The sequence below is a fragment of the Rhizobium johnstonii 3841 genome, assembly GCF_000009265.1.
In the GTDB taxonomy this organism is placed as follows: Bacteria; Pseudomonadota; Alphaproteobacteria; order Rhizobiales; family Rhizobiaceae; genus Rhizobium; species Rhizobium acaciae.
In genome coordinates, this window is the sequence record NC_008380.1 from 4,692,279 (window position 1) to 4,718,367 (window position 26,089).

Genomic DNA, 26,089 nt, shown 5'->3' on the forward strand with positions numbered 1-26,089 from the left:
GAGACCATGCCCGCAAATCGATGGAATTGGAACCGCAAAGACGGAGTGACGCGTTCCGGGTCATCGCGACGATTTAAACAGTGAAGGTCAGAAATTGCGCTTCACCTGGCAAGGCGGTCGCCACTGCCGGAAGTGGCTTCACTTGTCTCGGCATTGCGCTGCCGCAGACGCAGGATCGCCGACGCCTCGCGGGGATCAGGCGGCAGCACGGCATTCTTCAACGCGATCGAATAGGCGTGTTTCGGATTTTCCAGCACCTCCCTGGCATCGCCGCTCTCCACCACCACGCCCTTGCGCATGATCACCACGCGGTCGGAAATGTAATAGGCGGTCGCAAGGTCATGGGTGATGTAGACGATCGAGACGTTGAGCGCATCGCGCAGATCACGGAAGAGATTGACGATCGACATGCGAAGCGATGCGTCGACCATCGAGACCGGCTCGTCCGCCACGATCAGCTTCGGCTCCGGTATCAGCGCACGAGCGACGGCGATGCGCTGCAATTGCCCGCCTGAAAGCTCGTGCGAGAAGCGGCCCTTTATCTCCGCCATCGACAGGCCGACGCGTTGGAGGGCAACGTCGGCAAGCGCCTCTTTCTCGGCGCGGCTCTTTGCTCCCTTGAAGCGATGGGCGGTGGCCAGCAGATACTCGTCGATCCGCGTCAGCGGATTGAAAGCTTCGAACGGATTTTGAAAGACCGGCTGAACCTTGGCCATGAAAGCCTCGCGATCCCTGCGGGAACGCACCGCCTTCACATCCGTACCGTCGAAATGAATGCTGCCCCGATCGGCCTTTTCGCTGCCGAGAATCATCTTCGCCAGCGTCGATTTTCCGGAGCCGGATTCACCGACGATCGTGAATATCTCGGGCTTGTCGGCGCTGAGGGCAAAACTGACATCGTCGACCGCCTTCATCTTTTCGCGCGAGAAGAAACCGCCGATCGGAAAGAGCTTGCTCACATGATCGAGTTCGAGAAGGAAATGGCTGCTCATTGGATCTGGTACTCCCCGGCACGGAAGCATGCGACCCGCCCTCCTGTGGCGCTCGGCAGCATGGCCGGCACTTCACGTGCGCATTTGTCGATCGCGATCGGACAGCGCGGATGGAAACGGCATCCCGAAGGCGGATCCGAAAGTGCCGGCGGCTTGCCCCTGAGGCTCTTTCGCGTCGAGACGTCGCCAATGCGCGGCAGGCTGCCGATCAGGTGGACGGTGTAGGGATGCTGGGGATTGTCGAAGATCGCCTGCGTCGGCCCCTCCTCCGCCAGCCGTCCCGCATACATGATGGCCAGCCGGTCGGTGATGGCGGCATGTACCGACATGTCGTGGGTCACGAAGATGACCGAGGACTGCATGCGGGCCTGCACTTCCTTGATCAGCGCCAGCACGTCCTGCTGCACGAGCACGTCGAGCGCCGTCGTCGGCTCGTCGGCGATGATGAATTCCGGCTCGCAGACAGTGGCGAGAGCAATCGTCAGACGCTGGCGCATGCCGCCCGAAAGCTGATGCGGAAAGGCCTCGAGCACATGCGGATCGAGATGCAGCCTGGCAAGATGCGCCTCGACGCGTGCCCGGAAGGCGGCGGGATCGAGGTTCATATGGCGGGAGGCGAAATCGGTGAAGGCGTGTTTGACCCTTCTGACCGGGTTCAGCACGTTCATCGAACCCTGCATGATATAGGAGAGGTGACGCCAGCGTGCCGCCTTCATCTTCGCCGGTTCGCCGTAGACATCGATCGGCCCGTCGGCAAAATTGAATTTCACCGTCCCGCCGACGACGCGCATCGGCGGGCGGATGGCGCCGGCAAGCGTTTTGATCAGCGATGTCTTGCCGCTCGAGGATTCGCCGGCAATGCCGTAGATCTCGTTCTTGCGGATGGTCAGGCTGATATCGTCGACTGCGCGGATTTCCCGCCGCACACCGAAATAGTCGTTGACGTAGTAGCATTTCAGCCCGTCGATTGTCAGTGCGTCCACGGTGTTTTCGGCAAGCGTCAAAGGCTGCGTCCTCATCAGGTTCTGCATCTCCTCAAGCTCCCATGCGGGCGAGCCGCGAGCGCGGGTCGATATATTCGTTCACCGACATGGCGAGCATGAACAGGCCGAGGAACAGAATGACGACGAAGAGCATCGGAAAGGCGACCCACCACCATATGCCCGATACCATCGCGGAATGCGCATTGGCCCAGTAGATCATGCCGCCGATCGTCGGCCGGTTGATGTCGGAAAATCCGAGCACCGAGAGTGTCACCTCGAGACCGATCGCCCAGATCATGTTGTTCATCGTCGTGAAGAAGACGATCGGCATGACATAGGGCAGGTGTTCGCGGATGAGGATCTGCCGTGTGCGCATGCCCGAAAAGACCGCGTGCCGGGTGAATTCCCGCTGACGGAGAGACAGGGCGACGGAACGGATCAGGCGGCTGTCGTGCGTCCAGCCGAGCAGCGCTGCGGTGATCGCCAGCATGAACCACGTCATCTGGTCGCGAAGCACGAAGACCAGAAGCAGCAGGATCGGAATGTTCGGCAGTGCGCCGAGCGTATCGTTGACCGCCATGATGATCTGGTCGGTCCGCCCACCGATATAACCGGAGATCAGCCCGACGGCGATGGCGATGATGCGGCTGACGAAGGCGACGATGATGCCGAAGAACAGCGTATTGCGCATCGAGGCGGCGATCTGCCAGAAAACCTCCTGGCCACGCGAGGTTGTGCCGAGCCAGAATTCGGCCGAAGGCGGCATGTCGGGCGCAACGACATAGATGGCATTCTCGTCATAGGGCGAGAAGAACGACGCCACGATCAACGCCAGGATGATAGCGATCAGGATGGTTCCGACCAGGAACTCCTTGTTGTAGCGCAGCAGGTCTCTGAGGACTTTGAACATCACGGATTACCCCAGTTTCACGCGTGGATCGATCAGCGGATAGATGATGTCGATCACGAAGACCGCGGCGGCAACCGCGATGATGGCGATTGTCGTGACACCGAGCACGAGGCTGTAATCGCCGGAATAGATGCCGGAGATCAGAAGCTTGCCGATCCCGGGATAATTGAAGACGAACTCGACGATGACGGCGCCGCCGAAGACATTGCCGAGACTGAGCGCCAGGCCCGTGACCTGCGGCAGCATGGCGTTGCGCGCCACATATTGCGAAAAGATGCTGCGCGAGCGCACGCCGCCAAGTTCGGCATAGACGACGTGGTCGTCGGTGACGATGTTGGAAACCAGCGAGCGCATCGAGATGAACCAGCCGCCGATGCCCACGAGCACGAGGGTCAGGGCCGGCAGGATGCCGTGTTCGATCACCGAGCTGATGAAGGCCCAGTTGAAGGCCGGCGCGAGATTGACCTGCGCGCCGTCGCTGATCGGCAGGATCGGCCAGATGAAACCGAAGAGGATCACCAGGCTGAGACCGATGATGTAGGTCGGGATCGGCTGCAGCGCCATGATGACGATGCCGGCGACCTTCAGCAGCTTGCTGCTGCGGAAATAGCCGGCAAGCGCGCCGAGAAAATTGCCGATGATCCAGGAAATGATCGTTGCGAGCGTCAGAAGCCCGACGGTCCAGGGCAGCGCCCGGCCGATAACGGTCATCACCGGGGTCGGAAAAGACGAAAGCGACGGGCCGAAATCGCCGGTCAGGACACGGCCCCAGAAGGTGAAATACTGCTCCAGCAGCGGGCCGCCGGTGCCGTAGAGCTCGCGCAGCGATTCGCGGAGGATTTCGACGGCCTGCGGATCGGTGGAACCGAAGCTCGTCAACAGCGACACGGTCTGCTCGATCGGATCGACCGGCGAAAAATGCGCGATCAGGAAGGCCAGCGTGATGCCGGTGAAGACCACGAAGAGAAATTGCAGAAAGCGTTTTGCCGCATAGATCAGAAAGCCGTTCATGACATCGACCCTTCAATAGCAGAACGGAAACAGCCGGCGGCCGGCTGTTTCCTTTGTTGTGCCTCGATCAAGGCTTCGGCGCATCCGGATTGGCCTTCAGCCCGACCACCATGTAGCGAATGTTCGACCAGTTCGGACCCGAGGCCGAATAGGGATTGTCGGCGCTCGGATAGTTGGTCCAGTAGGTCGTATCGAGCGGAGCGAACTTGTTGTAGGCCATCAGCGGGATCATCGGCATTTCCTCGACGGCAAGCTTCAGGAAGTCCTGGCCGAGCTTGGCGACATCGGGCGAATCGAAGGCGATCGACCGATTGCGCTCGATAATCTGGTCGAGACGCGGATCCTGCCAACGCTGCAGATTTCGCGGCGGCTGGATCTGCCCGACCGGCTTGATGAACTCCGAATGATAGCTGTCGAGGAAGAAGGAGAGGTCGGGATGGCCGCCCCAGGTCTCGATGCTCCAGTAGATCGCCGCCTCGAAGTCGCCGGTGCTGAGACGCTGGCCATTGGTCGGGCCGGCGACATCGACCTTGGTGGCGATGCCGGCTTGCGTCCATTGCTGGGCGATCACCGTGCCGGCGCGGGCAAGCGTCGGGATGGCATCGCCTTCCACCTGCAGGCGGATCGCAAAGGGCGTGCCGTCAGGCTTCACCCACTGGCGGCCGCTTTTCTTGAAGCCTGCCTTCTGCAGCAGCTCGGTTGCAGCCTCAACGTCCTTCTTCCACCAGCCGAAGCCGAATGTGCGCTGCAGCTTGGCCGGATCGGTCGGGATCTGATCGGCCCATTGGCCGCGCACCATATTGGCGATCTGCGCCGAGATGTTCGGATCGTAGGGTTTGATCTTGCGGGATCCGGTGTCGAGCTCGAAATTCGTCAGCCAGTCCTGCATCGGTGCGTAATAATCGTCCGGGGCAGAACCCGTCGGCGGCGTGGCAAGGGCGGCGATATTGGCCGCGCCGCGGTAGGAGCCGAGCGCCACTTCGCGGATATCGATCAGCAGAGCGAGAGCCCAGCGCACGTCCTTGTTGTCGAAGGGCGCCTTCTTCGTATTGAAGAGAACGGAAGGCAGCGTCGGGTCCGGATGCGCGAAAGGAAAGCCCTTTAGCCAGGAGGCCGTGCTCTTGCTGTCGCGCATGATCGAGAACATGCCCTCGGGCGCCATGTCGTTGATGACGTCGAGATTGTGGTTGCGCTGTTCGATGACGCGAGCTTCCGGATTGCCGGCGGCCCGATAGACCACGTATTTGACCTCGGGCGGTTGTGCCGCAGCCAGGCCGATCGACGTGCGCTGCCAGTCGTCGCGCAGCTTCCAGATCGTCCAGTTGCCGCCCTTGTCATAGCTTTGCAACTGGTAGGGCCCGAGCGAAACCGGCGGATTATTGTTGAAGGACAGCGGATCTGCGGCCTTCTCGAAGACGTGCTTCGGCATGATCCAGGCGGCATTCCAGCGCACCGTGAAAAGCGTATGGAAGCGCGAGTTCGGCTTCTTCAGATGAAAGACGACCGTCTGCGGATCCGGATTTTCGATGCTGGCGACATTGACGGTGAAGGGCGCGCTCCAGGCCATGCCGGGATGATCGATCTGCGTCTGCACGGTATAGACCACGTCGTCGCTGGTGAATTCGACGCCGTCGCTCCAGAAGATGCCCTTGCGCAATTTCACCGTCATCTCGGTGAATTCGGCGTTGTAGCTCGGCGGTTCGCTGGCCAGCGCATTCTGCCAGGCATCCTTGCCGCCCTCGGGATTGATGAACCACAGCGTATCGGTGGTCAGCTGTTGCAGGCCGTTGAGGTTTGCCGCCGCCCCGCCGCCCGGAGCCCAGACGTTGAACCAGTCGGCATTCTGCTGCGGCGTGCCCTGGATGATCAGCGTTTCGTTGCGCGGTATGCCGGCAATGAAATCCTGCGCAAATGCCGGAAGGGCGATGAGCGACAATAAGGCAATGGCTACATATTTACGGAACTTCATCGGATGTTCCTCCTCCTCAACTCGCCACGGCGAGCGCTTCCCGTAATCAATTGACGATAGCGTCCAGCGAACCCCTGCCTGCACGTGCCGCAGGGACACATGCACTCCTCGGCGGCGGGCGAACTCACGCCATAGTTATCGACAATTTTTTGAGAAACGGCAACTGATAATTTTGCAGACTGAAAAAAATAGCGCATTTTCAGGCATTTTTGACGCAGGGTAGCGATGTGCTTTTTTATATTATTGACAAAGTGAGCGTTTGGCTTAGCTTTTGCGGCGAGCGCGGCGCCCTCCCAAGTGGCCGTACTTCATCACCAGAGAGGTCAGCTGCTTTCGGGAGGAGGCTTTGGCATGACCGTTCAAGAGGACACCAGGATGAGCAGCCCCTATGACGTGACAATCTCCGTTCACGCCAACCGGCCGACCGGCAAATACGAACCTTTGTGGAACTGGTTCGGTTACGACGAGCCGAACTACACTTACTCCCCGCACGGCAGGAAGCTGCTCAAGGAACTGACAGAGCTCAGCCCCGAGCCGCCCCGTATCCGCGCGCACAATCTTCTGACCAGCGGCGATGGCCTGCCTGCCCTCAAATGGGGTTCGACCAATGCCTATACCGAGGATGCGAACGGCAATCCGGTCTATGACTGGGCAATCATCGACAAGATCTTCGACACCTATGTCGAAGCCGGCAACATTCCGCTGATTCAGATCGGCTTCACGCCCGAAGCGCTCTCCGACTTCGACGGCCCTTATCGCCACCAATGGGAGCCGGCCGACAAATACGCAACGATTACCACCGGTTGGACGGCCCCGCCGACGGACCTGAAGAAATGGGGCGACCTGATCGAAGCATGGGCGCGCCATCTGGCCGAAAGATATGGCGAGGACGTCGTTTCAAGCTGGCCATGGGAAGTGTGGAACGAGCCGGACGGTCACTACTGGACCGGCACCATCCCGCAATTTTGCGAGATGTATGACGTCAGCGCCAAGGCCTTGAAGCGCGCGCTTCCGAAGGCCCGCGTCGGCGGGCCGCACACCTGCGGCGCCTTTGCCAATGAAAAAGCCCAGACCTTTCTGCGCGCCTTCCTCAAGCACGTGGTCGACAACAAGTCGCCGATCGATTTCCTCGCCTTCCACGCCAAGGGCAATCCGGTGATCTACGAGGGTCACGTGCGGATGGGCCTGCACAAGCAGCTCCGCGACATCGAGACGAACCTTGCCATCATCAATGAGTTTCCGGAACTCCGCCACCTGCCCGTGGTGATCGGCGAATCCGATCCGGAAGGCTGTGCCGCCTGCTCCGCACGCGTCCATCCGCAGAACGGCTATCGCAACGGCCCGCTCTACGGCGTCTATGTCGTGGAAAGCATGATCCGCACCTATGAGCTAGCAAGACGCGCCAACATCCATATCGAAGGCGCGGTCACCTGGGCCTTCCTCTTCGACGACCAGCCCTATTTCGACGGCTTCCGCGATCTTGCCACCAACGGCGTCGACAAGGCTGTCCTCAACGGCTTCCGCATGCTCGGCAAACTCGGCGGCGAATGGCTGGAATCGGAAAGCGATTATCGCCGTGATATCGAAGATATCATGAGCCATGGCGTTCGCGGCAAGCCCGATGTCAACGTCGTGGCGACCCGCGACGACAAGGGCGTCTCCATTCTCGTCTGGCATTACCACGACGATGATGAAGCCGGGCCGTCCGCAGACATCACGGTCAATCTCGACGGCTGGGGCGACAAATCCGCCTCGCTCAGGCATTTCAGGATGGACGAGGAGCATTCCAATGCCTTTGGCGTCTGGAAAGCGATGGGCAAGCCGCAGAATCCGGCCGCCGAAGACTATGCCAGGCTGGAGGCCTCGGGACAGCTCGCCGAGATCGGCGGTCAGGCGTCGGTCAAGGTCGATGACGGCAAGATCGCCCTCAAGGTCTCCCTACCGCGTCAAGGCGTGTCTCTCCTGCGCCTCGATTGGTGAGCCGGTAGGCGAAGGGAGCGCAATCGAATGATTGCGCTCCCTTTCAAACGACCGGTCAATTCTCGCTGACATAGGCAAGATAGCGTTTCTTGCTCGGCTGCAGATGGTCTACGCAGAGTTGGGCGAGAACCCAGTTATCCCCACCGCGCAGCATCTCGATCATCAGCCGGTGGTGCTCGTGCGAGATGCGCAGCGATTCCTTGCTCGACATCGAATTGGCACGCACCGGCAGGCTGAGCCGCATATAAAGCTCGATCGATTGCACCAGATGCGTATTGCCGCAGGCGCCGAACAGCGTCAGGTGGAATTTGTCGTTGGCCTCGTGCACACCCCTGAGATAGCCGGATTCGATGTGGCGGCCATGCTCCTCGTGTAGCGCCAGCAGCTCCTCGATCAACGCCTCTGGCGCCGGCAGCCTTATCCACAGTGCTGCCTGCCGTTGCAGCAACTCACGAACGTCGTAGATTTCCTGGACTTGGCGAGCCGTCAGCGAACGGACCGTCGCCCCCTTGTTGCGCTCCCGCACCACGATGCCCATCGTCTCCAGCTGCACGATCGCCTGCCGGGCGAAATGGCGCGTGACATGAAAGCGGGCAAGGAGCGCGTCTTCGGTCAGACGGGTTCCGGGCGCCAGCCGCCCGAAAATGATGTCCTCTTCCAGCGCGCGGGCAATGCTTAGATCATCATGCTCGATGCCGTCTTCGCGGCTTTCGTTGAGCGTCTGCAAATGTCATCTCCTCTGAAGCATAACCCCGAAAATCGAAGTCGATTTTCGGAAAGGGATTATGCGCCAATTTAATGTGATAGAGCGTCCTTAGCGCGTCCTGTCGGACGCGCGGCGCTCTAACGGCGGGCCATGTTACGGTGGATTGCGTTCCGGGTCGAACCGGCTCAGGCGATAGATATCCTCGACAAGCGCAAGCGTCTTGATGTTATCGTCCGGCGATGTCTCCATCGCCACCTTTCCATCGAGGCTGTCGAGGAAATGCGCAATGGTTGCGTCATAGGCGCCCTGGTAGGTCTCGTCAGGATCGAAGCTTTCCCGGCGCTGCTGCGCACCCTCGGCCGTGAGCAGATTGCCGTTAAGTTCGAGCGTGCCGCGCGCCCCGAAGATGCGTAGGTGATCGCGCGGCGCCGGCGGCGCGCCATGCACGGCGAGATTGGCATTGATGGTGACGAGAACGCCATCGCTCGTCCGGCGCAGGACGACGCTTGCGACATCCTCCGCGACAATATCGCAATTGCTCCTCTCAAGCCCGGCACTGACCACCTCCATCTCGCCCAGAAGATATCTCAGCGTATCGAGATGATGGATCATGACCTCCATGACCAGCAATCGCTGCTGCGTCCGGAAGAACGGCTGGCGCACCAGCGCCGGTCTCTTTCCCTCCGCATCCGCGATCATGCCGCTGGACAGGAATTCGAATTGCACCTGGCGGATCTCGCCGGCAAGCCCCTCGTCGAGCCACGCCTTCAGCCGCCGATAATAAGCGCGGAACCGCCAGTTCTCGTGGATCATCAGCCTGCCCCTGCCGGAAAGGCTTGCCAGCAGGTCGACCGCCTCGCCGTAGGAGGGTGCGAGCGGCTTCTGGCAGATGATGTCGAGGTCTTTTGCTGCCGCCAGCCGGACCAGTTCGACATGGAATTCCCGCGGCGCGCAGATATCAACGGCATCGAGCTGCTCGGCATCCAGCATCGCCTGCGCGCTCGCATAGCTGCGCGCGATATCGAAGGCGGCAAGCCGGGCTTCGATGGCGCCTGGCGACGGGTCGGCAATCGCCACGACCTCGGCTCTTTCCGATTGCCGCATCCATGCAGGCAGATGGTAGCCACTGACCCAGCCGGCGCCGATAATGCCGATACGCCGTCGTTCCGTTCCCATCATCGCGCTTCCTCTGTATTCAATCCCATTTTATCAATAATCTATCCTGCTTCGTCGCAAAAGCCAATCGGTCGATTATCGAACGAAAGTACGAATTGCGGAGATTCCCGTTGTATTTTATGGTGATCGCCGAAGAAATCCAAAAATACGATACAGTGACACCATCTTATTTATTGACAATCCTCCGTATCCCTCTACGCTGACACCACGGCCATGGATCAATTTGGCGAGGGAGGAACAGGTTTGTCGAACGGTCTTCGCCGCAAGCTGACGAGTTATGGCGATCAGGGATTCTCCCTTTTCCTGCGCAAAGCATTCATCAAGGCCATGGGTTATTCGGACGATGCGCTCGACCGTCCGATCGTCGGCATCGCCAATACCTATAGTGATTTCAATCCCTGTCACGGCAATGTGCCGCAACTCATCGAGGCAACCAAGCGCGGCGTGATGCTGGCGGGAGCGATGCCCATGGTGTTTCCGACGATCTCGATCCACGAGAGCTTTGCCTCGCCGACCTCGATGTATCTGCGCAATCTGATGGCGATGGAAACGGAAGAGATGATCCGCGCCCAGCCGATGGATGCAGTCGTCCTGATCGGCGGCTGCGACAAGACCCTGCCGGCCCAGATCATGGCGGCCGCCAGTAGCGAGATACCGGCGATCTTCCTGCCGACCGGGCCGATGGCCGTCGGCCACCACAAGGGCGAACGGCTTGGCGCCTGCACGGATTGCCGCCGCTTCTGGGGACGCTTCCGCGCCGGAGAGATCGACGAGGCCGAGATCGCCGAGGTCAACAACAAGCTGGCCAGCTCGATCGGCACCTGTACGGTGATGGGCACAGCGAGCACCATGGCGAACCTGACCGAGGTCATGGGGCTCTGCCTTCCCCGCGCCGGTTCGGCGCCCGCCGTCGAATCCGAACGGGTTCGCTTGGCAGAGGAGACGGGCCGTGTCGCCGCGCGTCTCGCCATGGATGAGGCTTCCCCAATCGTACGCGATATCCTGACGCCGCAGGCAATCCGCAACGGTCTCGTCGCGCTGCAGGCGATGGGCGGCTCGACCAATGCCGTCGTCCATCTTGCCGCGATAACCGGTCGCCTCGGGCTGCGCCTCGACATGGCCGAACTCGACCGGCTGGGCCGAAGCATTCCCCTGCTCGTCGACCTGCAGCCCTCCGGCCAGCATTATATGGAGCAGTTCCACGAGGCGGGCGGCGTCCCGGCATTGTTGAAGGCGGTGCGCCATGAAATCGACGGCAGCGCCCCGACGATCTACGGCAGAACAATCGGCGAAATCATCGACGATGTCGTCGACGAGCCGGGCCAGACCATCATCCGCACCGTCGAGAAACCGTTGAAGCCGACCGGAACGATCGCCGTCCTGTACGGCAATCTTGCGCCGCGCGGCGCCGTCATCAAACAATCGGCTGCCTCCAAGGAACTGCTCCAGCATATCGGACGCGCCGTGGTCTTCGATACCGTCGAGGATATGACGCTGCGCATCGACAGTGACGATCTCGACGTCAATGCCGACGATGTTCTGGTTCTGCGCAATGCCGGGCCAAAGGGTGCGCCCGGCATGCCGGAAGCCGGCTATCTACCCATCCCCCGCAAGCTCGCGCGGCAGGGTGTGAAGGACATGGTGCGGATTTCCGATGCCCGCATGAGCGGCACGGCCTTCGGCACGATCATCCTCCATATCGCGCCTGAGGCGGCCGATGGCGGGCCCCTGGCGATCGTCCGCACCGGCGATCGCATTCGCCTCGACGTCGAGGGCCGGCGTATCGATCTCGATATCGACCAGGCGGAATTCGATCGCCGCATGCTTGATGTCGTCAATCGGCCCTCCCCGGCCCCGGCGCGCGGCTATGCCAAGCTCTACCAGCAGCGCGTGCTCCAGGCTGACGAAGGCGCCGATTTCGACTTCCTGCAAAGCGAGGAGCTCGACGCGCGATGAGCGCCGCTGATATGGAGGCACCGCTTTGCCTGCCCCGCCGGCCGCTGACGCGGTTGCCGCGGGCGGCACTGCCGCAAGGCACGGTCGATACGCATTTCCACGTCTTTCGCGCCGGCGCTCCGCTCAACACCCCACGCAGCTACACGCCTGACATCGCGACGATTTCCGACTGGATCGAATTCTCCGGCAATCTCGGCATCGCCAGGGGCGTATTGGTGCAGCCCAGCGTCTATGGCCTCGACAACAGGGTGCTGCTCGAGGCGCTGGCCGCCTATCCAGATCGTCTGCGCGGCATCGTCGTCATCGATCCCGAAACCGCAGAAACCGAGATAGAACGGCTCGACCGGCTCGGCGTGCGCGGCGTGCGGATCAATACGCGCAATAAGGGCGGCCTCCCACTCGCCGCCGCCAGGACACTGGCGGAAAGCATTGCCCCTCTCGGCTGGTCGCTGCAGTTGCAGATCAATCCCGAACAACTTCCCGATATTGCGGCACCGCTGTCCGGCATCCGCCTGCCCATCGTCATCGACCATCTCGGCTTCATTCCGCTTGCCAGAGAGACGAGATCATTGCATGTCGATGCGCTGAAAAGACTGATGGACAGAGCCGAGGCCTACGTCAAAGTAACCGCGCCCTATCGTCTGACGAAGGATGTGAATTACGACGGTTTTGCCGAGGTCGCCTGCGCTCTTGCCGCCAGCCACGCGGAAAGGCTGCTCTGGGGCAGCGATTGGCCGCACACCGAATTGTGGGACGGCATGCCCGATGACACTGAGCTGGTAGAGACCATGCAAGCCGCCATCGACGACCCCGCGGTTGCTGAAAAGATTTTTGTCCGAAATGCCGAAGCGCTGTTCTTCGGCCGCTGAATTGGAGAGCACCAATGGCCAGACTGACTGAAGATGCCAAGGGCGTCTATGTGATCGCCGTAACCCCCTTCACCGATGACGGCGCGCTCGATCTCGCCAGCATCGACAGCATGGTCGACTTCTACGAAGGCGCCGGTGTCACCGGCCTGACGGTGCTTGGTCAGCTCGGCGAGGCTCCGAAGCTGACCGCCGAGGAATCGCGGACAGTCGTCGAACGGGTGCTGAAGCGCCTCGACGGGCGCCTTCCCGTCGTCGTCGGCGTGTCGGCGCCAGGGCTTGCGCCGATGAGCGAACTCGCCGAAGCCGTCATGGACCAAGGCGCTGCCGGTGTCATGGTTGCTCCGCCCTGGACCGTCAAGACCGACGATCAGGCTTTCGCCTTCTACCAGTCGGTGGGCGAGGCCCTGGGCAATACGCCCTTCGTGCTGCAGGATTACCCGCTCACCACCAATGTGACGATCGCGCCCAAGGTCATCGAGCGCATCGTCAACGAGGTGCCGAACTGCGTCATGCTCAAACATGAAGATTGGCCGGGTCTGTCGAAGATCTCGGCACTTCGCGCCGCCAGCGACAAGGGCACCATGCGGCGCATCTCCATCCTCTGCGGCAATGGCGGGCTTTTCCTGCCCGAAGAGATGGGCCGCGGCGCTGATGGCGCCATGACCGGCTTTTGTTATCCGGAGATGATGGTTGGTGTCGTCGACGCCTATGCCGCCGGAAATCCCGATCGCGCCCATGCGATCTTCGATGCCTATCTGCCGCTCGCCCGCTACGAACAGCAGCAGGGCATCGGTCTTGCCTCGCGCAAATATGTGCTTGCCAAGCGCGGCGTGATCAAGTCCGCCACCCTGCGCAAGCCGGGCGCCAAGCTCTCGGCGCTCGATATTGCCGATGTCGAACGGCTGCTGGCACGCCAGACCATCCGCCTCAAGGAGATCGGGGCGTAATACACTGGCGCAAATTCGAAGCCGCTGGATCATCGCTATGGTGCTGCAGCGCGAGCAGATGGGTATGTCCATCTCGTCCGTGAGGCTGAAACCCGAGCGACTCCCAGAACTTCGCCGCACCATCGTTTCCCGCATGAACGGTGACGACGATGCAGAAGGAACGCGCATGGTCGAGCAGAGCCAGGGCAAGCATCCGGCCGATGCCGCGCCCACGCATTGCCGGATGAATGTAGAAACGCCGCATCCGCAGCGCCCCTGACATGGCGGAGTCGACGGTCATGCCGCCGATGCCCACGAGCGCGTCACCGACATAGGCGCCAAGCAGCCCTTCGCCGTGATGTTCGAACCTGTTATCGCCGGTCGACCATTCGTCGATAAGGCGGGCGACATGGCGATGGCCCTCCCGCCGGGCCTCGCTTTCGAGATCAGCGATCTCCGGCAGCAACCGATCGCGAAGCCTGCGGATATCGATCGTCATGGCAATGCCGGTGGTTAGATTGCAGGAACCGGAATCTCGCGGCGCATCGCCGCAGCCGGCAGGCCGACCGGCACGAAACTCGCGTCACCATCGACTGCCATGTCGTGCACCGTATGTTTCTCCAGCGCCTTCGTCACCTCGTTGAGGTCGCCGTCCAGCTGTTCGGCAGGAATGAGGTTGCCGATGACGAAATCGAAGCGGTCGCCGCGTTTGTTCAACAGTTCGTGGAACACGGTCATGTCGCGAAGCTCGGTCGACCACTTCGCCAGCCAGTAGAACAGGCCGGAATTGCGGGCCGTCATATGGATGGGAAGGATCGGCAGATTGTATTTACGCGCCAGCCCGACGGCCGAGGTCTTCCACGGACGTTCATTCAGCCGGCCGTTCGCCCAATAGGCGATGCGGCCTGAGGGAAAGAGCACTGTCGCCTTGCCTTCCTTCACCGCATGGTTCGTCAATTGCAGCGTTTCGCGCGCTTTCAGCTTGCTCTTATGCTCCTCCCGCCATTCGACGGGAATGATCATCTCGGCAAAGCGCGGATTGACGCGGATGGCATCGCGATTGGCAAAGAACATCATGTCCGGCCGGCGCGTTTTCAAAAGATCGAACACGGCAACGCCGTCGGCGATGCCGGTCGGATGGTTGCTAACGAGGATGAAGCCGCCGGTATCGGGAATGCGTTCGCCATTGATGATGCCGATGTCGAGTTTCAGCACGTCGCTCAGATATTCGAACGACTGGAAGCCCGGCATTTTGGCGACGGCATTGGCAAATTCGAGCGCTTTGTTGTAGCGCAGCAGCGTATAGAGGAATGGCCGCATGACCGGCCAGAGCGGATTTTTCACGATCCTCTGGCCGCGTTCGGCAATCAGCGTATCGACGATATGACCGGGCTTTCCCTGTGAAACGAGAGCGATCGCTTCCGCGAGCTGTCCGAAAGCCGTCATGGAATCGCGCCGTGCCATGAAAGATCCTGTCTATGGGGTATAAGCTATCGCAGTTGAATATGATCGAACGATGACAAAGGCTTGGCCGGCATTATCAATTCCATAACTGTTCCTGCTCCAAATTGGCGGACTTGAAGGCAAAATCAAGGCCCGCAACGTGAACGAACTGCTTGTTATCGCCGATCACCGCCTGATGGCGGAACGCGCCGCGTGGCTCGAAAACCTCGCCCGGGAGCGCCGTCTTTCCGAGCACACGCTCGACGCCTACGAGCGCGATACCCGCCAGTTTCTGACCTTCCTGACTGGCCATCTCGCCGGCCCGGCGACGCTCCGCGATATCAGGGAGTTGCGCCCCGCCGATTTCCGCGCCTTCCTGGCGGCCCGGCGAAAGCAGGGCTCCGGCGCCCGATCGCTCGGCCGCAATCTCGCCGGTCTTCGCTCACTGCTGCGCCATCTCGAAAAGAAGGGCCTGGTCAATGCAGCCGGTGCCGCCGCGGTGCGCTCGCCGAAACAGCCGAAATCGCTGCCCAAGCCGCTGTCGGACACGCAGGCGATCACCGTCGTCAGCGATGAAGCCCAGCTCCATGACGAGCCCTGGATTGCGGCGCGCGATGCGGCGGTCATGACACTGCTCTACGGCTGCGGCCTGCGCATCTCCGAAGCGCTGGATCTTACTCCCGCCGACCTGCAGAAGGGCGCAACGACGCTGCGCATCACCGGCAAGGGCAACAAGACGCGGCTGGTGCCGCTGCTGTCTGTGGTCTTCGATGCCGTCGAGAAATACCGGGCGCTCTGCCCATACCATCTGGAAAGCGGAGAACCGCTGTTTCGCGGCGCCCGCGGCGGCAAGCTGCAGGCGGCGATCATCCAGCGCACCATGCAGAAGATGCGCAGCGCCTTCGGTCTGCCGGAGACGGCGACACCGCATGCGCTGCGCCACTCCTTCGCCACCCATCTGCTTGCCGGTGGCGGCGATCTGCGCACCATCCAGGAATTGCTCGGCCATGCCAGCCTTTCCACAACGCAGGTCTATACCGGCGTCGATGCATCGCGGCTGCTCGAGGTGTATGATCGGGCGCATCCGCGAGCGTAATGGATGTCGCCCAAAAGTGCGCAGCGGTTTTGGGGCAACGACATGCATAAACGATAGGCTTAAAGCGCATCGCATGAATGCGATTGAATGTGAGGCGCTTTAAGCTCTCGTTAAGCCATTCTCTTAAAGGAATATGCGCAAGCCGGGCGTAGAGCATTAAGCCTATAGCATGTGATCGGAACACCCATCATGACGACATCAATCGGCCGCCGGACGTCTTACCTCGCAGTGCCGGCCCATCTGTTGCTCTGGCTGATCGCAGCCTTTCACGTGCTGCTTCTTGCCGCCCTGTTTGCCGCCTTCCTGACGGCAAGGCCGGCAGCAGCCGAAGACGTCGCCTGCACCGGCCGCAATCTGATGGTCGAGCTGCAGCAGAACGACCCTGCCCGCTACGCAGAGGCGCTGAAGGAAGCCGACGCCACGCCGAACGGCAAGGGTATCTTCTGGAAGATCGAGAAGCCGGGGCTTGCACCCTCGTGGGTGCTCGGCAGCATGCATGTCACCGATCCGCGCGTGCTGGCCCTGCCGCCACGCGCCCAGGCAGCCCATGACGCCGCCGACACGATCATCATCGAATCCGACGAGATCCTCGATGAGCGAAAGGCGACCGCCGCCCTGCTCGCAAAGCCGGAACTGACGATGTTCACCGACGGCACGACGATCGACAAGTTGCTTTCCCCCGAGGATTACACGCGTCTCGAAACCGGCCTCAAGCAGCGCGGTATCCCGATCAGCGCCGTTTCCCGGATGCGGCCCTGGATGATTTCGAGCGCCGTCGCCCTGCCGGCTTGCGAAATCGCCCGCAAGGCAAAAGGCGCGCAGTTCCTCGACCAGAAGATCGCCACCGACGCCATTTCCGAAGGCAAGCAGGTCAAGGGGCTGGAAACCCTTGCCGAGCAGATCCAGGCCATGGCCGATCTGCCGGTCGAATTCCATCTGAAATCCCTGATCCAGACGCTGGAACTTGGCGACAAGATGAGCGATGTCGTCGAGACGATGACCGACCTCTACCTTTCCGGCGACATCGGCATGACCATGCCGATGCTGAAAACGGTGACGCCGGAGGAAGAAGGCGAAAACAGCGACTATGCCGCCTTCGAGCAACGCGTCATCCTCGACCGCAACAAGGTGATGGCCGAGCGCGCTACCCCCATCCTCGACAACGGCAACGTCTTCATGGCTGTCGGCGCCCTGCACCTGCCCGGGAGGGAAGGCGTCATCGAACTTCTGCGCAAGCAGGGCTTCACCGTCACCGCAGTAAACTGAACCCGCCGGCGGTCAGCCGAGCGTCATGCGGCGCAGAACATTGCTTTTCCAATAGAAGTGATGGACGAGCGCGCCCGCGACATGCGCCGCGATCAGCGCCCAGAGGATGATCTTCAAGACATCCGCGTGGATCGAACCTACAGAATCGAAGCCGAAGTAGTAAGCTGCAATGCCCGAAAGCGGCATGGCGAAGATCAGGGTATAGAGGCCGGCATGGGCAAGCCTCGCTGCAAGACGGAAGATCGCCGGCTCCTGCGCGATCTCATCCGGAACGCCCTTGGAAAAACGCAGCCCGAGCCTGAGGACGGCAAGCACCAGGATGGCGATACCCACATAGGCATGGATATTCGCCGATGAAATCTGCTCCGGCGTCGGTACCTGTCCCCTGCGCATGAGCCGATGCCAGATATTCATGCCATCGGGAAACAGCAGGTTGAAGAAGATCAGCAGCGCCACGGCCCAGTGAAGAAAGCGCTGGCTCAGGCTGTAACTCACGATGGACGGCTGTTGCATTTCTGGACCTTCACGAATGCTGAACTCAACGATACGCAAAAACTAAAACAGCCGCCTACCTTCCGGCAAGCGGCTGTATGCTTTGTTACGAATATGTAAGATTACATATGGATCGGCTTGAAGAAGGTTGCGAGCGCAGCCTCTTTCACCGCTTCCGACATGGTCGGATGCGCGTGGCAGGTACGGCCGAGATCTTCCGACGAACCGCCGAATTCCATCAGCACGGCGATCTCGTGGATCATCTCGCCGGCGCCGAAGCCGACGATATGGCCGCCGAGCACCCGGTCGGTTTCCTTGTCGGCAAGGATCTTGACGAAGCCGTCGGTCGCCAGCATCGCACGCGCCCGGCCGTTCGCCGTGAAGGGGAACTTGCCGACCTTGTAAGCGACGCCTGCCGCCTTCAGCTCTTCCTCGGTCTTGCCGACCGAAGCGATTTCCGGCTGGGTGTAGACGACGCTCGGAATGACCTCGTAGTTCACATGGCCATGCTGTCCGGCGAGGATTTCGGCAAGCGCCACGCCCTCATCTTCCGCCTTGTGCGCCAGCATCGGCCCCTTGACCACATCGCCGATCGCATAGATGCCGTCGACATTGGTCTTGTAGTGACCATCGATCTCGACACGGCCGCGATTGTCGAGCGTCACACCGGCCTCTTCGAGGCCAAGACCCGCCGTATAGGGCTTGCGGCCGGTGGCGATCAGCACGACCTCGGCGTCGAGCGTCACCTTGTCGCCGCCCTTGACCGGCTCGAAAGTGACCTTGGCGCCCTTGTCGGCCTTTTCGACGCCGGTGACCTTGGCGCTGAGATTGAAATCGATGCCCTGCTTGGCCAGCATGCGCTGGAATTGCTTGGAGACTTCGCCGTCCATGCCGCCAAGGATGGTGTCGAGATATTCGACGACGGTGACTTTGGCGCCGAGGCGCGACCAGACGGAACCGAGTTCGAGCCCGATGACGCCGCCGCCGACGACGATCAGCGTTTCCGGCACCTTCTCCAGCGCGATGCCGCCGGTGGACGAGATGATGGTCTTTTCGTCGATTTCGACCTGCACTCCGGGAATGCCGGCGACGTCGGAACCTGTGGCGATGACGATGTTCTTGCCTTCGATGTCCTGCACCTTGCCGTCATCAGCGGTGACGGAGACCTTGCCGGCCGAGACGATCTTGCCGGTACCCTGGAAGGCATCGATCTTGTTCTTCTTGAAGAGGAAGGCGACGCCGTCGACATTCGACTTCACCGTCGCATCCTTGTGGGCCATCATATTGCCGAGATTGAGCGTCGGCGCCGGGACGTCGATACCGAGCGCGCTCATCCCGTGGCCGGCCTGATGGAACATTTCGGAGGCATGCAGCAGCGCCTTCGACGGAATGCAGCCGACGTTCAGGCAGGTGCCGCCATAGGTCGCCCGCTTTTCGACGACGGCGACCTTAAGGCCAAGCTGGGCCGCCTTGACGGCGCAGACATAGCCGCCCGGGCCGGTTCCGATAATGATCACATCGTAAGACATTGCTTCTTTCCCTTTGGATTTTTGTTTAATCGGCCGTGCGCGATATCTGGCCGTGGAATTCGAGAATATATTGCATGCTGTTATTCGCCCTGTCGTTCTAGCGGCCGCCGCTCACATTGAGGATCGCGCCGGTTATATAGGAGGCCGACGGTGAAAGAAGATAGAGGATCGCATCCGCCACCTCCTCGGGCGTGCCCGCGCGCTGCATCGGGATCGACGGCGCCAGCTCGCGCGGCCGATCCGGCAGGCCGCCGGAAGCATGAAGGTCGGTTTCGATGACGCCGGGCCTTATCGCATTGACGCGGATACCCTCGGCAGCGACCTCGCGCGCCAGCCCGACGGTGAAGGTGTCGATCGCCGCCTTCGAGGCGGCATAATCGACATACTGCGTCGCCGAACCGAGGACCGCCGCCATCGACGAGATGTTGACGATGGCCCCGCCCTTCCCGCCATGCCGGCTCGACATGCGGCGTATGGCCTCTGCCGCGCAGAGTATCGAGCCTGTCACATTGACCCGCAGCATGCGCTCGATCCGCTCTTCCGACATCTCGTCGACGCGCTGAGGATAATCGACGATGCCGGCATTGTTGACGAGCCCGTCGAGCCGGCCGAAATGCCGGTCGACCGCCGTGAACATCGAGACAATATCCGCAGCCTTGCCGACATCGCCCTGGATCGCCACGGCCTCGCCGCCATCCTCGACAATCGCAGCCACGACGGCATCCGCGGCTTGACGGTTGGCGGCGTAGTTCACCGCTACACGCCAGCCCTGGCGCGCGGCGAGCCGTGAAGCCGCAGCGCCGATACCCCGGCTTCCGCCGGTAATGAGAACCACAGGTGCATCGCTCATGTCGCACACTCCTTGAAAACCAGCACGTCCCAGGGTGCCACCACGGCCTTGCCCTCGCCCCAGGCGCTGGATTCGCGGATGGCGGGACCGAGGCCGGGAAGCACGAGCTTTTCGGCCGCCTCGGCGCCTTCGGGTTGCAGATTGTCCATCTCGCCATCGGCATCCATGCCGTAGACGGCGCCCTGCCAGACCGTGCAGGCATCGAGATCGGCGCCGGTCGCATCACCGTCGGGGCAGTTGAACATCAGGATGCCGATGGCGCGCACCGGATCTTCCGACGGCATGACATAACCGTCCATCACGACTGACGTCTTCAGTGCGCTGACCTTGAACTGGTTGCTGGCGGCAGCCGATGGAGAATTCATCGGTGCAAAGCGCAATTCATAGGCACCGTCGCGATCGGCATAGACGGCCTGTTCCTGCTTGCATGCGGCAGCGAAGGTGGACGCCGGAGCGAAGAAAAACGCGGCGGCTGCGATTGCAGCCACGCCTGTCCGTCTCGTCGTGATCCCGGTCCTTCCGCTCATTGCAGCTTCGGCTCCTTGCGCCCGTCGGCATTCTCGACAACGCTGAAATCCGTCAGCAGCACCAGCGCGCGGCCGTCCTTGTCGAGCCCCCAGAAGACCGGATAGAAACCGTCGCCCCAGCCGCTCCAGAACACCGCGACATTGCCCTTCTTGCCGGCGACCGGCCGGTGCAGCGCATAGATGCCCTTGTTGGCGTCGAGGTCCGACGCCAGCACGTCGTCGTAATAGTTGACATCGGAATCCGGTTTCTGCGCTTGCACCTGCTCTTCGCGCTCCCCGATCAGATCAAGCGTATCGGCATCCATGTAGCAGCCGAGGCCGGCATCGACGGGGTAGCCGAAGATCTCGCCGTCCTTAAGCGTCGCCGGGTCCTGCCCTGGCAGGACCGCAAGCTCCCAACGATCCGGCTTGCCCTCGGCAAACCGCATGCTGGCAGCGGCGATGCGCCCGAAGGCCTGGTAGAGCGTCACCGGATAGTCGCCAGGCGCAACCGTTCTTGCGAGTGCCGGACGGTCGGGCTGGGCGAGCGGATCGGCGGCAACGATGCGGCCCGATGTCAGCTCGACATTGCCCATATGGATCGCGCCGATCGACCGGCCGGAGAGTTCGGTATCGCTGAGTGCCACCAGCTCGAAATTGCTGCTTGCCTTGCCGATATCCCAGCCGGCAGCCGATGCGGCGACCGGAATATGCGCGGCGGCAGCGCAAAGAAGAAGGCGCGCCGCTCGCATGATCCGGTTCCGCATCGAAAGCGCTCCCTTAAAGATCGAGAACCAGACGTTCCGGATCTTCCAGGCTTTCCTTCACGCGCACGAGGAAGGTGACCGCTTCCTTGCCGTCGACCATGCGGTGATCGTAGGACAGCGCCAGATACATCATCGGGCGAATGACCACCTGACCGCCGATCGCGACCGGCCGCTCCTGGATTTTGTGCATGCCGAGAATGCCGGACTGCGGCGCGTTGAGGATCGGCGAAGACATCAGCGAACCGTAAACGCCGCCATTGGTGATGGTGAAGGTGCCGCCCTGCATGTCGGCCATGGAGAGCGAGCCATCACGAGCTGCCTTGGCAAGACGGCCGAGCTCCTTCTCGATTTCGGCGATCGACATCTGGTCGGCGTCGCGGATGACGGGAACGACGAGACCTTTGTCCGTGCCGACGGCCATGCCGACATGGCAGTAGTTCTTGTAGATGACGTCGGTGCCGTCGATTTCGGCGTTGACGGCCGGCAGTTCCTTCAGCGCATGCGTCACCGCCTTGGTGAAGAAGCCCATGAAGCCGAGCTTGACGCCGTGCTTCTTCTCGAAAATGTCCTTGTACTTGTTGCGCAGGTCCATGACCGCCTTCATGTCCACCTCATTGTAGGTGGTCAGCATGGCGGCGGTGTTCTGCGCATCCTTGAGGCGCTTGGCGATCGTCTGGCGCAGGCGCGTCATCTTCACGCGCTCTTCGCGCGAGGCATCCTCGACCGTCGACGGGCCGCGCGCGGCGGCAGGCGTCGCCGCGGGTACGGCCGCCGGAGCGGAAATGCCCTTGGCGACGGCGGCGATGACGTCGCCCTTCAGCACCTGGCCGCGCTTGCCGCTACCGTCGACCTGATCGGCGGAAAGGTTGTTTTCGGCAAGCATCTTCGAAGCCGCAGGCGCCGGCGGCATGGTGGAGACGGAGGCGCTCGAGGACGACGCAGCAGCGGCGGCAACCGCCGGCTGGGCCGGAGCAGCAGCGGCCGGTTGGGCGGGAGCCGGAGCAGCAGGAGCGGCGGTCGGTGCAGCGGCAGCCGGCGCGGCGGCAGCGGCGGCACCTTCGGCGATCTGGCCGAGCAATGCGCCGAGGCCGACTGTCTCGCCGGCGGCGACAACGATTTCCGAAAGCGTGCCGGAGGCGGGTGCTGGAACTTCGATGGTCACCTTGTCGGTTTCAAGCTCGAGAATCGGCTCGTCGGCCTTGATGGCGTCGCCGACCTTCTTGAACCAGGTGCCGACGGTTGCCTCGCTGACGGATTCACCGAGAGTTGGAACGCGGATTTCTGTGGCCATTGTTCAGATCCTGATTTCGTGTGTTTTCGTTTATGCGTTTCAGACGGCGGGCGGCCGCGAGATGATCGAGGGCATCGGCAGGATATCGAAGCGGAAACCGAAACCGGAAGCGATGATCGGATCGCCGTCGGCAAGAACCTGCGCCGCCGCCTGATCCTCGACCTCGACGATCGCCATGCCCCAGGCGCCTTCACCCTCGAAGACGGGGCCGACGATGATCGCCGATCCCGCAAGAGCGTTCCGATGCCAGTATTCGGCATGGCGTTTCATCGCCGCCATTTCCTCCCCGGTCCCGTCATGCGGGAAAGTGGGGCGCGGCGGCTGCAGTCTCAGAAAGAAATAAGCCATTGCGCCACCCTTGTTTTAACCGCCCAATGCATCCTCGAGGAATGCGGCGAGCTGCGACAGATGCTTGGACATCAGGCCCGTCGCCGGCGAGGCGGCGGCCGGACGGCCTGTATAACGGACGCGCTGGTACTTCGCGTCGATATGGGCGAGCACCCATTCGAGGAAGGGGTCGATGAACGACCATGCGCCCATGTTCTTCGGCTCTTCCTGGCACCAGACCATCTCGGCATTGCGGAAGCGCGACAGCTCGTTGATCAGCGCCTTTGCCGGGAACGGATAGAGCTGCTCGACGCGCAGAAGATAGATGTCGTCGATGCCGCGCTTTTCACGCTCTTCGAGAAGATCGTAATAGACCTTGCCGGAGCACATGACGACGCGGCGGATCTTGTTATCCTTCTGCAGCTTGATCGGTCCGTCCTTGATCACCTCCGCATCGTCCCAGAGCAGGCGATGGAAGGCGGATTCGCCGGCCATTTCTGCAAGCGTCGAGACCGCCCGCTTGTGGCGCAGCAACGACTTCGGCGTCATCAGGATCAGCGGCTTGCGGAAGTCGCGCTTCAGCTGCCGGCGCAGGATGTGGAAGTAGTTCGCCGGCGTCGTGACGTTGGCGACCTGCATGTTGTCTTCCGCGCAAAGCTGCAGGAAACGCTCGAGGCGGGCCGAGGAGTGTTCGGGACCCTGACCTTCATAGCCGTGCGGCAGCAGGCAGACGAGGCCCGACATGCGCAGCCACTTGCGTTCGCCCGACGAGATGAACTGATCGAAGACCACCTGCGCGCCGTTGGCGAAATCGCCGAACTGGGCTTCCCACAGCGTCAGCGCATTCGGGCGGGCGAGCGAATAGCCATATTCGAAACCGAGCACGGCCTCTTCCGAAAGCATCGAATTGATGACTTCGTAGCGCCCCTGTGTCGGCGAAAGATTGGCGAGCGGGATGTAACGCTCTTCGGTTTCCTGATCGTAGAGAACCGAGTGGCGCTGCGAGAATGTGCCGCGCTCGCAATCCTGGCCGGAGAGGCGGATCTTGCTGCCCTCGACGCAGAGCGCGCCGAAGGAGAGCGCTTCGGCCATCGCCCAGTCGATACCCTCGCCGGTGGCGATCATGTTGGCGCGGTTTTCCATGAAGCGCTGGATCGTGCGGTGCGCGTTGAAGCCCGACGGGATCTCGGAGAGCTTGCGGCCGATCTCCTTCAGCGTCTTCATCGGCACGGCGGTCTTGCCGCGGCGCTGCTCGTCGGCATTGTCGGCCGTGCGCAGGCCCGACCACTCGCCATCAAGCCAGTCGGCCTTGTTCGGCTTGTAGTGCTGGCCGGCATCGAACTCCTGCTCGAGATGGGCGCGCCAGTCGGCCTTCATCTTCTCGACTTCACCGTCGGTGAGCAGGCCCTCGGCGACGAGACGGGCCGCATAGAGCTGCAGCACGGTCTTGTGGGCGCGGATCACCTTGTACATCTTCGGCTGCGTGAAGGACGGTTCGTCGCCTTCATTGTGGCCGTAGCGACGGTAGCAGAACAGGTCGAGCACAACAGGCTTGTGGAACTTCATGCGGAATTCGGTGGCGATCTTGGCCCCATAGACCACCGCTTCCGGATCGTCGCCGTTGACGTGCAGGATCGGCGCCTCGATCATCTTGGCGACGTCGGACGGATAAGGCGACGAGCGCGAGAAGGCCGGGTTGGTCGTGAAGCCGATCTGGTTGTTGATGATCACATGCATGGTGCCGGCGACGCGGTGACCGCGCAGACCGGAAAGGCCGAGGATTTCGGCAATGACACCCTGGCCGGCAAAGGCCGCGTCACCATGGATCAGCAGCGGCAGCACCTTGGCGCGTTCGGAAAGCGGGATGATATCGCCGTCCCAGACGGTGGCGTTCATATCCTGCTTGGCGCGGGCCTTGCCCATGACGACGGGATCGACGATTTCGAGATGCGACGGGTTCGCCGTCAGCGAAACGTGGATCTTGTTACCGTCGAATTCGCGGTCGGAAGAGGCGCCGAGATGGTACTTGACGTCACCCGAGCCCTCGACCTCGTCGGGAGCGGCCGAGCCGCCCTTGAACTCATGGAAGATCGCCCGGTGCGGCTTGCCCATGACCTGGGAGAGCACGTTCAGGCGGCCGCGATGGGCCATGCCGAACACGGCTTCCTTGAGGCCGAGATGGCCGCCGCGCTTGAGGATCTGCTCCAGCGCCGGGATCAGCGATTCGCCGCCGTCAAGGCCGAAACGCTTCGTGCCCTTGAACTTGACGTCGAGGAACTGCTCGTAGCCTTCGGCTTCGACGAGCTTGGCAAGGATCGCCTTTTTGCCTTCCGGCGTGAAGGCGACACCCTTGTCCGGCCCTTCGATGCGCTCCTGGATCCAGGCCTTTTCTTCAGGATTGGAGATATGCATGAATTCGACGCCGAGCGTCGAGCAATAGGTGCGCTCGAGGATTTCGATCATCTCGCGGATGGTCGCGTATTCGAGGCCGAGCACGTTGTCGATGAAGATCTTGCGGTCGTAATCGGCGGCCGTGAAACCGTAATTCTCCGCCGAGAGCTCGTGATAGTCGTCGACGGAAGCGGCGATGCCGAGCGGGTCGAGCTTGGCATGCAGGTGGCCGCGCATGCGGTAGGCGCGGATCATCATGATGGCGCGCACGGAATCGCGCGTCGCCTGCAGCACCTCGGTGCTGTCGGCAGGCTTGCCCTGAGCTTCGGCCTTGGCCTTGACCTTGGTCTCGATCACCTTCTCGACGATGCCCCAGTCGCCATCGAGAGCCGATACCAGATCGCCGCTTGCCTGAAGCGGCCAGTTCTTCTTGCGCCAGGAAGCGCCCTTGGCTGCCCTTTTCACATCGCTGGGATCCTCCTCCAGCGCCTTGAAGAAGGACCGCCACTGATCGTCGACCGATGCCGGATCTTCTTCGTACCGCGCGTAGAGCTGCTCGATATAGGCAGCGTTGGCGCCATCCAGAAACGAGGTGATCTGAAACTGCTCGTTGGCTTCTTGCCGTGCCATGGTGTTATGCGGACGCTTCCGTC

General features: G+C 61.7%; 23 protein-coding genes. 6 read left to right on the top strand and 17 right to left on the bottom strand.

From position 1 onward, the window contains the following. Nucleotides 1-101 precede the first annotated feature (101 nt). The 5 genes from RL_RS22760 to RL_RS22780 form a co-directional block, all read right to left on the bottom strand. Nucleotides 102-992 carry an ABC transporter ATP-binding protein gene (locus tag RL_RS22760; protein WP_011653789.1) on the bottom strand — a complete coding sequence of 297 codons (891 nt, stop codon included), beginning with the start codon at nucleotides 990-992 and terminating at the stop codon, nucleotides 102-104. Continuing rightward, nucleotides 989-2,023, bottom strand: coding sequence for an ABC transporter ATP-binding protein (locus RL_RS22765; RefSeq protein ID WP_011653790.1), 1,035 nt, complete (start codon nucleotides 2,021-2,023; stop codon nucleotides 989-991). The genes RL_RS22760 and RL_RS22765 overlap by 4 nt, the downstream gene beginning before the upstream one ends. A 4-nt stretch (nucleotides 2,024-2,027) precedes the next feature. Further along, on the bottom strand, nucleotides 2,028-2,885 hold the full coding sequence (locus RL_RS22770; RefSeq protein ID WP_041936492.1) for an ABC transporter permease: 858 nt from the start codon (nucleotides 2,883-2,885) through the stop codon (nucleotides 2,028-2,030). 6 nt (nucleotides 2,886-2,891) lie between these two features. Then, nucleotides 2,892-3,896 (bottom strand): ABC transporter permease, encoded by a 1,005-nt coding sequence (locus RL_RS22775; protein ID WP_003543481.1) that lies wholly within the window; start codon nucleotides 3,894-3,896, stop codon nucleotides 2,892-2,894. Between the two features lie 67 nt (nucleotides 3,897-3,963). Then, the gene (locus RL_RS22780) at nucleotides 3,964-5,865 is read right to left on the bottom strand and encodes an ABC transporter substrate-binding protein (protein WP_011653792.1); all 1,902 of its coding nucleotides are present in this window, start codon (nucleotides 5,863-5,865) and stop codon (nucleotides 3,964-3,966) included. Nucleotides 5,866-6,216: 351 nt separating this feature from the next. On the opposite strand from RL_RS22780, the gene RL_RS22785 reads away from it, so the two are divergent. After that, nucleotides 6,217-7,845 (top strand): GH39 family glycosyl hydrolase, encoded by a 1,629-nt coding sequence (locus tag RL_RS22785; RefSeq protein WP_041936493.1) that lies wholly within the window; start codon nucleotides 6,217-6,219, stop codon nucleotides 7,843-7,845. 55 nt (nucleotides 7,846-7,900) lie between these two features. Here the strand turns inward: RL_RS22785 and RL_RS22790 are convergent, their stop codons facing one another. Continuing rightward, nucleotides 7,901-8,572 carry a GntR family transcriptional regulator gene (locus RL_RS22790; protein WP_011653794.1) on the bottom strand — a complete coding sequence of 224 codons (672 nt, stop codon included), beginning with the start codon at nucleotides 8,570-8,572 and terminating at the stop codon, nucleotides 7,901-7,903. A gap of 132 nt (nucleotides 8,573-8,704) precedes the next feature. Then, nucleotides 8,705-9,730: a Gfo/Idh/MocA family protein gene (locus tag RL_RS22795; protein ID WP_011653795.1), complete on the bottom strand. Its 1,026-nt coding sequence runs from the start codon at nucleotides 9,728-9,730 to the stop codon at nucleotides 8,705-8,707. 240 nt (nucleotides 9,731-9,970) lie between these two features. On the opposite strand from RL_RS22795, the gene RL_RS22800 reads away from it, so the two are divergent. The 3 genes from RL_RS22800 to RL_RS22810 are packed head-to-tail and all read left to right on the top strand — an operon-like array spanning nucleotide 9,971 to nucleotide 13,499. Further along, nucleotides 9,971-11,683 (top strand): IlvD/Edd family dehydratase, encoded by a 1,713-nt coding sequence (locus RL_RS22800; RefSeq protein WP_011653796.1) that lies wholly within the window; start codon nucleotides 9,971-9,973, stop codon nucleotides 11,681-11,683. Further along, a complete protein-coding gene (locus tag RL_RS22805) occupies nucleotides 11,680-12,552 on the top strand; it encodes an amidohydrolase family protein (RefSeq protein WP_011653797.1) in 873 nt (290 codons plus the stop codon). The genes RL_RS22800 and RL_RS22805 overlap by 4 nt, the downstream gene beginning before the upstream one ends. A 14-nt stretch (nucleotides 12,553-12,566) precedes the next feature. Then, complete coding sequence (locus RL_RS22810) at nucleotides 12,567-13,499, top strand: dihydrodipicolinate synthase family protein (RefSeq protein ID WP_011653798.1); 933 nt, start codon at nucleotides 12,567-12,569, stop codon at nucleotides 13,497-13,499. Here RL_RS22810 and RL_RS22815 read toward each other — a convergent pair. Together RL_RS22815 and RL_RS22820 are read right to left on the bottom strand one after the other, a co-directional pair. Further along, a complete protein-coding gene (locus RL_RS22815) occupies nucleotides 13,480-13,977 on the bottom strand; it encodes a GNAT family N-acetyltransferase (protein WP_011653799.1) in 498 nt (165 codons plus the stop codon). The two genes, RL_RS22810 and RL_RS22815, sit on opposite strands and share 20 nt — an antisense overlap. A gap of 14 nt (nucleotides 13,978-13,991) precedes the next feature. Then, complete coding sequence (locus RL_RS22820) at nucleotides 13,992-14,942, bottom strand: GNAT family N-acetyltransferase (RefSeq protein WP_011653800.1); 951 nt, start codon at nucleotides 14,940-14,942, stop codon at nucleotides 13,992-13,994. Between the two features lie 139 nt (nucleotides 14,943-15,081). Between RL_RS22820 and RL_RS22825 the strand changes: the two genes are divergently transcribed. Beyond that, nucleotides 15,082-16,017: a tyrosine recombinase XerC gene (locus RL_RS22825; protein ID WP_041936494.1), complete on the top strand. Its 936-nt coding sequence runs from the start codon at nucleotides 15,082-15,084 to the stop codon at nucleotides 16,015-16,017. Between the two features lie 189 nt (nucleotides 16,018-16,206). Further along, entirely contained in the window at nucleotides 16,207-17,283 is a 1,077-nt protein-coding gene (locus tag RL_RS22830) for a TraB/GumN family protein (protein WP_041936495.1), read from the top strand. Between the two features lie 12 nt (nucleotides 17,284-17,295). On the opposite strand, the gene RL_RS22835 is transcribed toward RL_RS22830, so the two are convergent. From RL_RS22835 to RL_RS22870, 8 genes are all read right to left on the bottom strand, one after another. Continuing rightward, entirely contained in the window at nucleotides 17,296-17,796 is a 501-nt protein-coding gene (locus tag RL_RS22835) for a cytochrome b (protein ID WP_011653803.1), read from the bottom strand. Between the two features lie 101 nt (nucleotides 17,797-17,897). Then, on the bottom strand, nucleotides 17,898-19,304 hold the full coding sequence (lpdA, locus tag RL_RS22840) for a dihydrolipoyl dehydrogenase (RefSeq protein WP_011653804.1): 1,407 nt from the start codon (nucleotides 19,302-19,304) through the stop codon (nucleotides 17,898-17,900). A gap of 97 nt (nucleotides 19,305-19,401) precedes the next feature. Next, the gene (locus tag RL_RS22845; RefSeq protein ID WP_011653805.1) at nucleotides 19,402-20,154 is read right to left on the bottom strand and encodes an SDR family oxidoreductase; all 753 of its coding nucleotides are present in this window, start codon (nucleotides 20,152-20,154) and stop codon (nucleotides 19,402-19,404) included. Beyond that, a complete protein-coding gene (locus RL_RS22850; protein ID WP_011653806.1) occupies nucleotides 20,151-20,681 on the bottom strand; it encodes a hypothetical protein in 531 nt (176 codons plus the stop codon). The genes RL_RS22845 and RL_RS22850 overlap by 4 nt, the downstream gene beginning before the upstream one ends. Further along, nucleotides 20,678-21,427: a DUF4241 domain-containing protein gene (locus RL_RS22855; RefSeq protein ID WP_041936496.1), complete on the bottom strand. Its 750-nt coding sequence runs from the start codon at nucleotides 21,425-21,427 to the stop codon at nucleotides 20,678-20,680. Before RL_RS22855 ends, RL_RS22850 begins: the two co-directional genes overlap by 4 nt. A gap of 13 nt (nucleotides 21,428-21,440) precedes the next feature. Further along, nucleotides 21,441-22,718, bottom strand: a complete 1,278-nt coding sequence (gene odhB / locus RL_RS22860) for a 2-oxoglutarate dehydrogenase complex dihydrolipoyllysine-residue succinyltransferase (RefSeq protein ID WP_011653808.1) — start codon at nucleotides 22,716-22,718, stop codon at nucleotides 21,441-21,443. A 39-nt stretch (nucleotides 22,719-22,757) separates the two neighbouring features. Then, nucleotides 22,758-23,066: a YciI family protein gene (locus RL_RS22865; protein ID WP_011653809.1), complete on the bottom strand. Its 309-nt coding sequence runs from the start codon at nucleotides 23,064-23,066 to the stop codon at nucleotides 22,758-22,760. A 15-nt stretch (nucleotides 23,067-23,081) separates the two neighbouring features. Next, nucleotides 23,082-26,066 (bottom strand): 2-oxoglutarate dehydrogenase E1 component, encoded by a 2,985-nt coding sequence (locus tag RL_RS22870; RefSeq protein WP_028743652.1) that lies wholly within the window; start codon nucleotides 26,064-26,066, stop codon nucleotides 23,082-23,084. Between the last annotated feature and the right edge of the window lie 23 nt (nucleotides 26,067-26,089).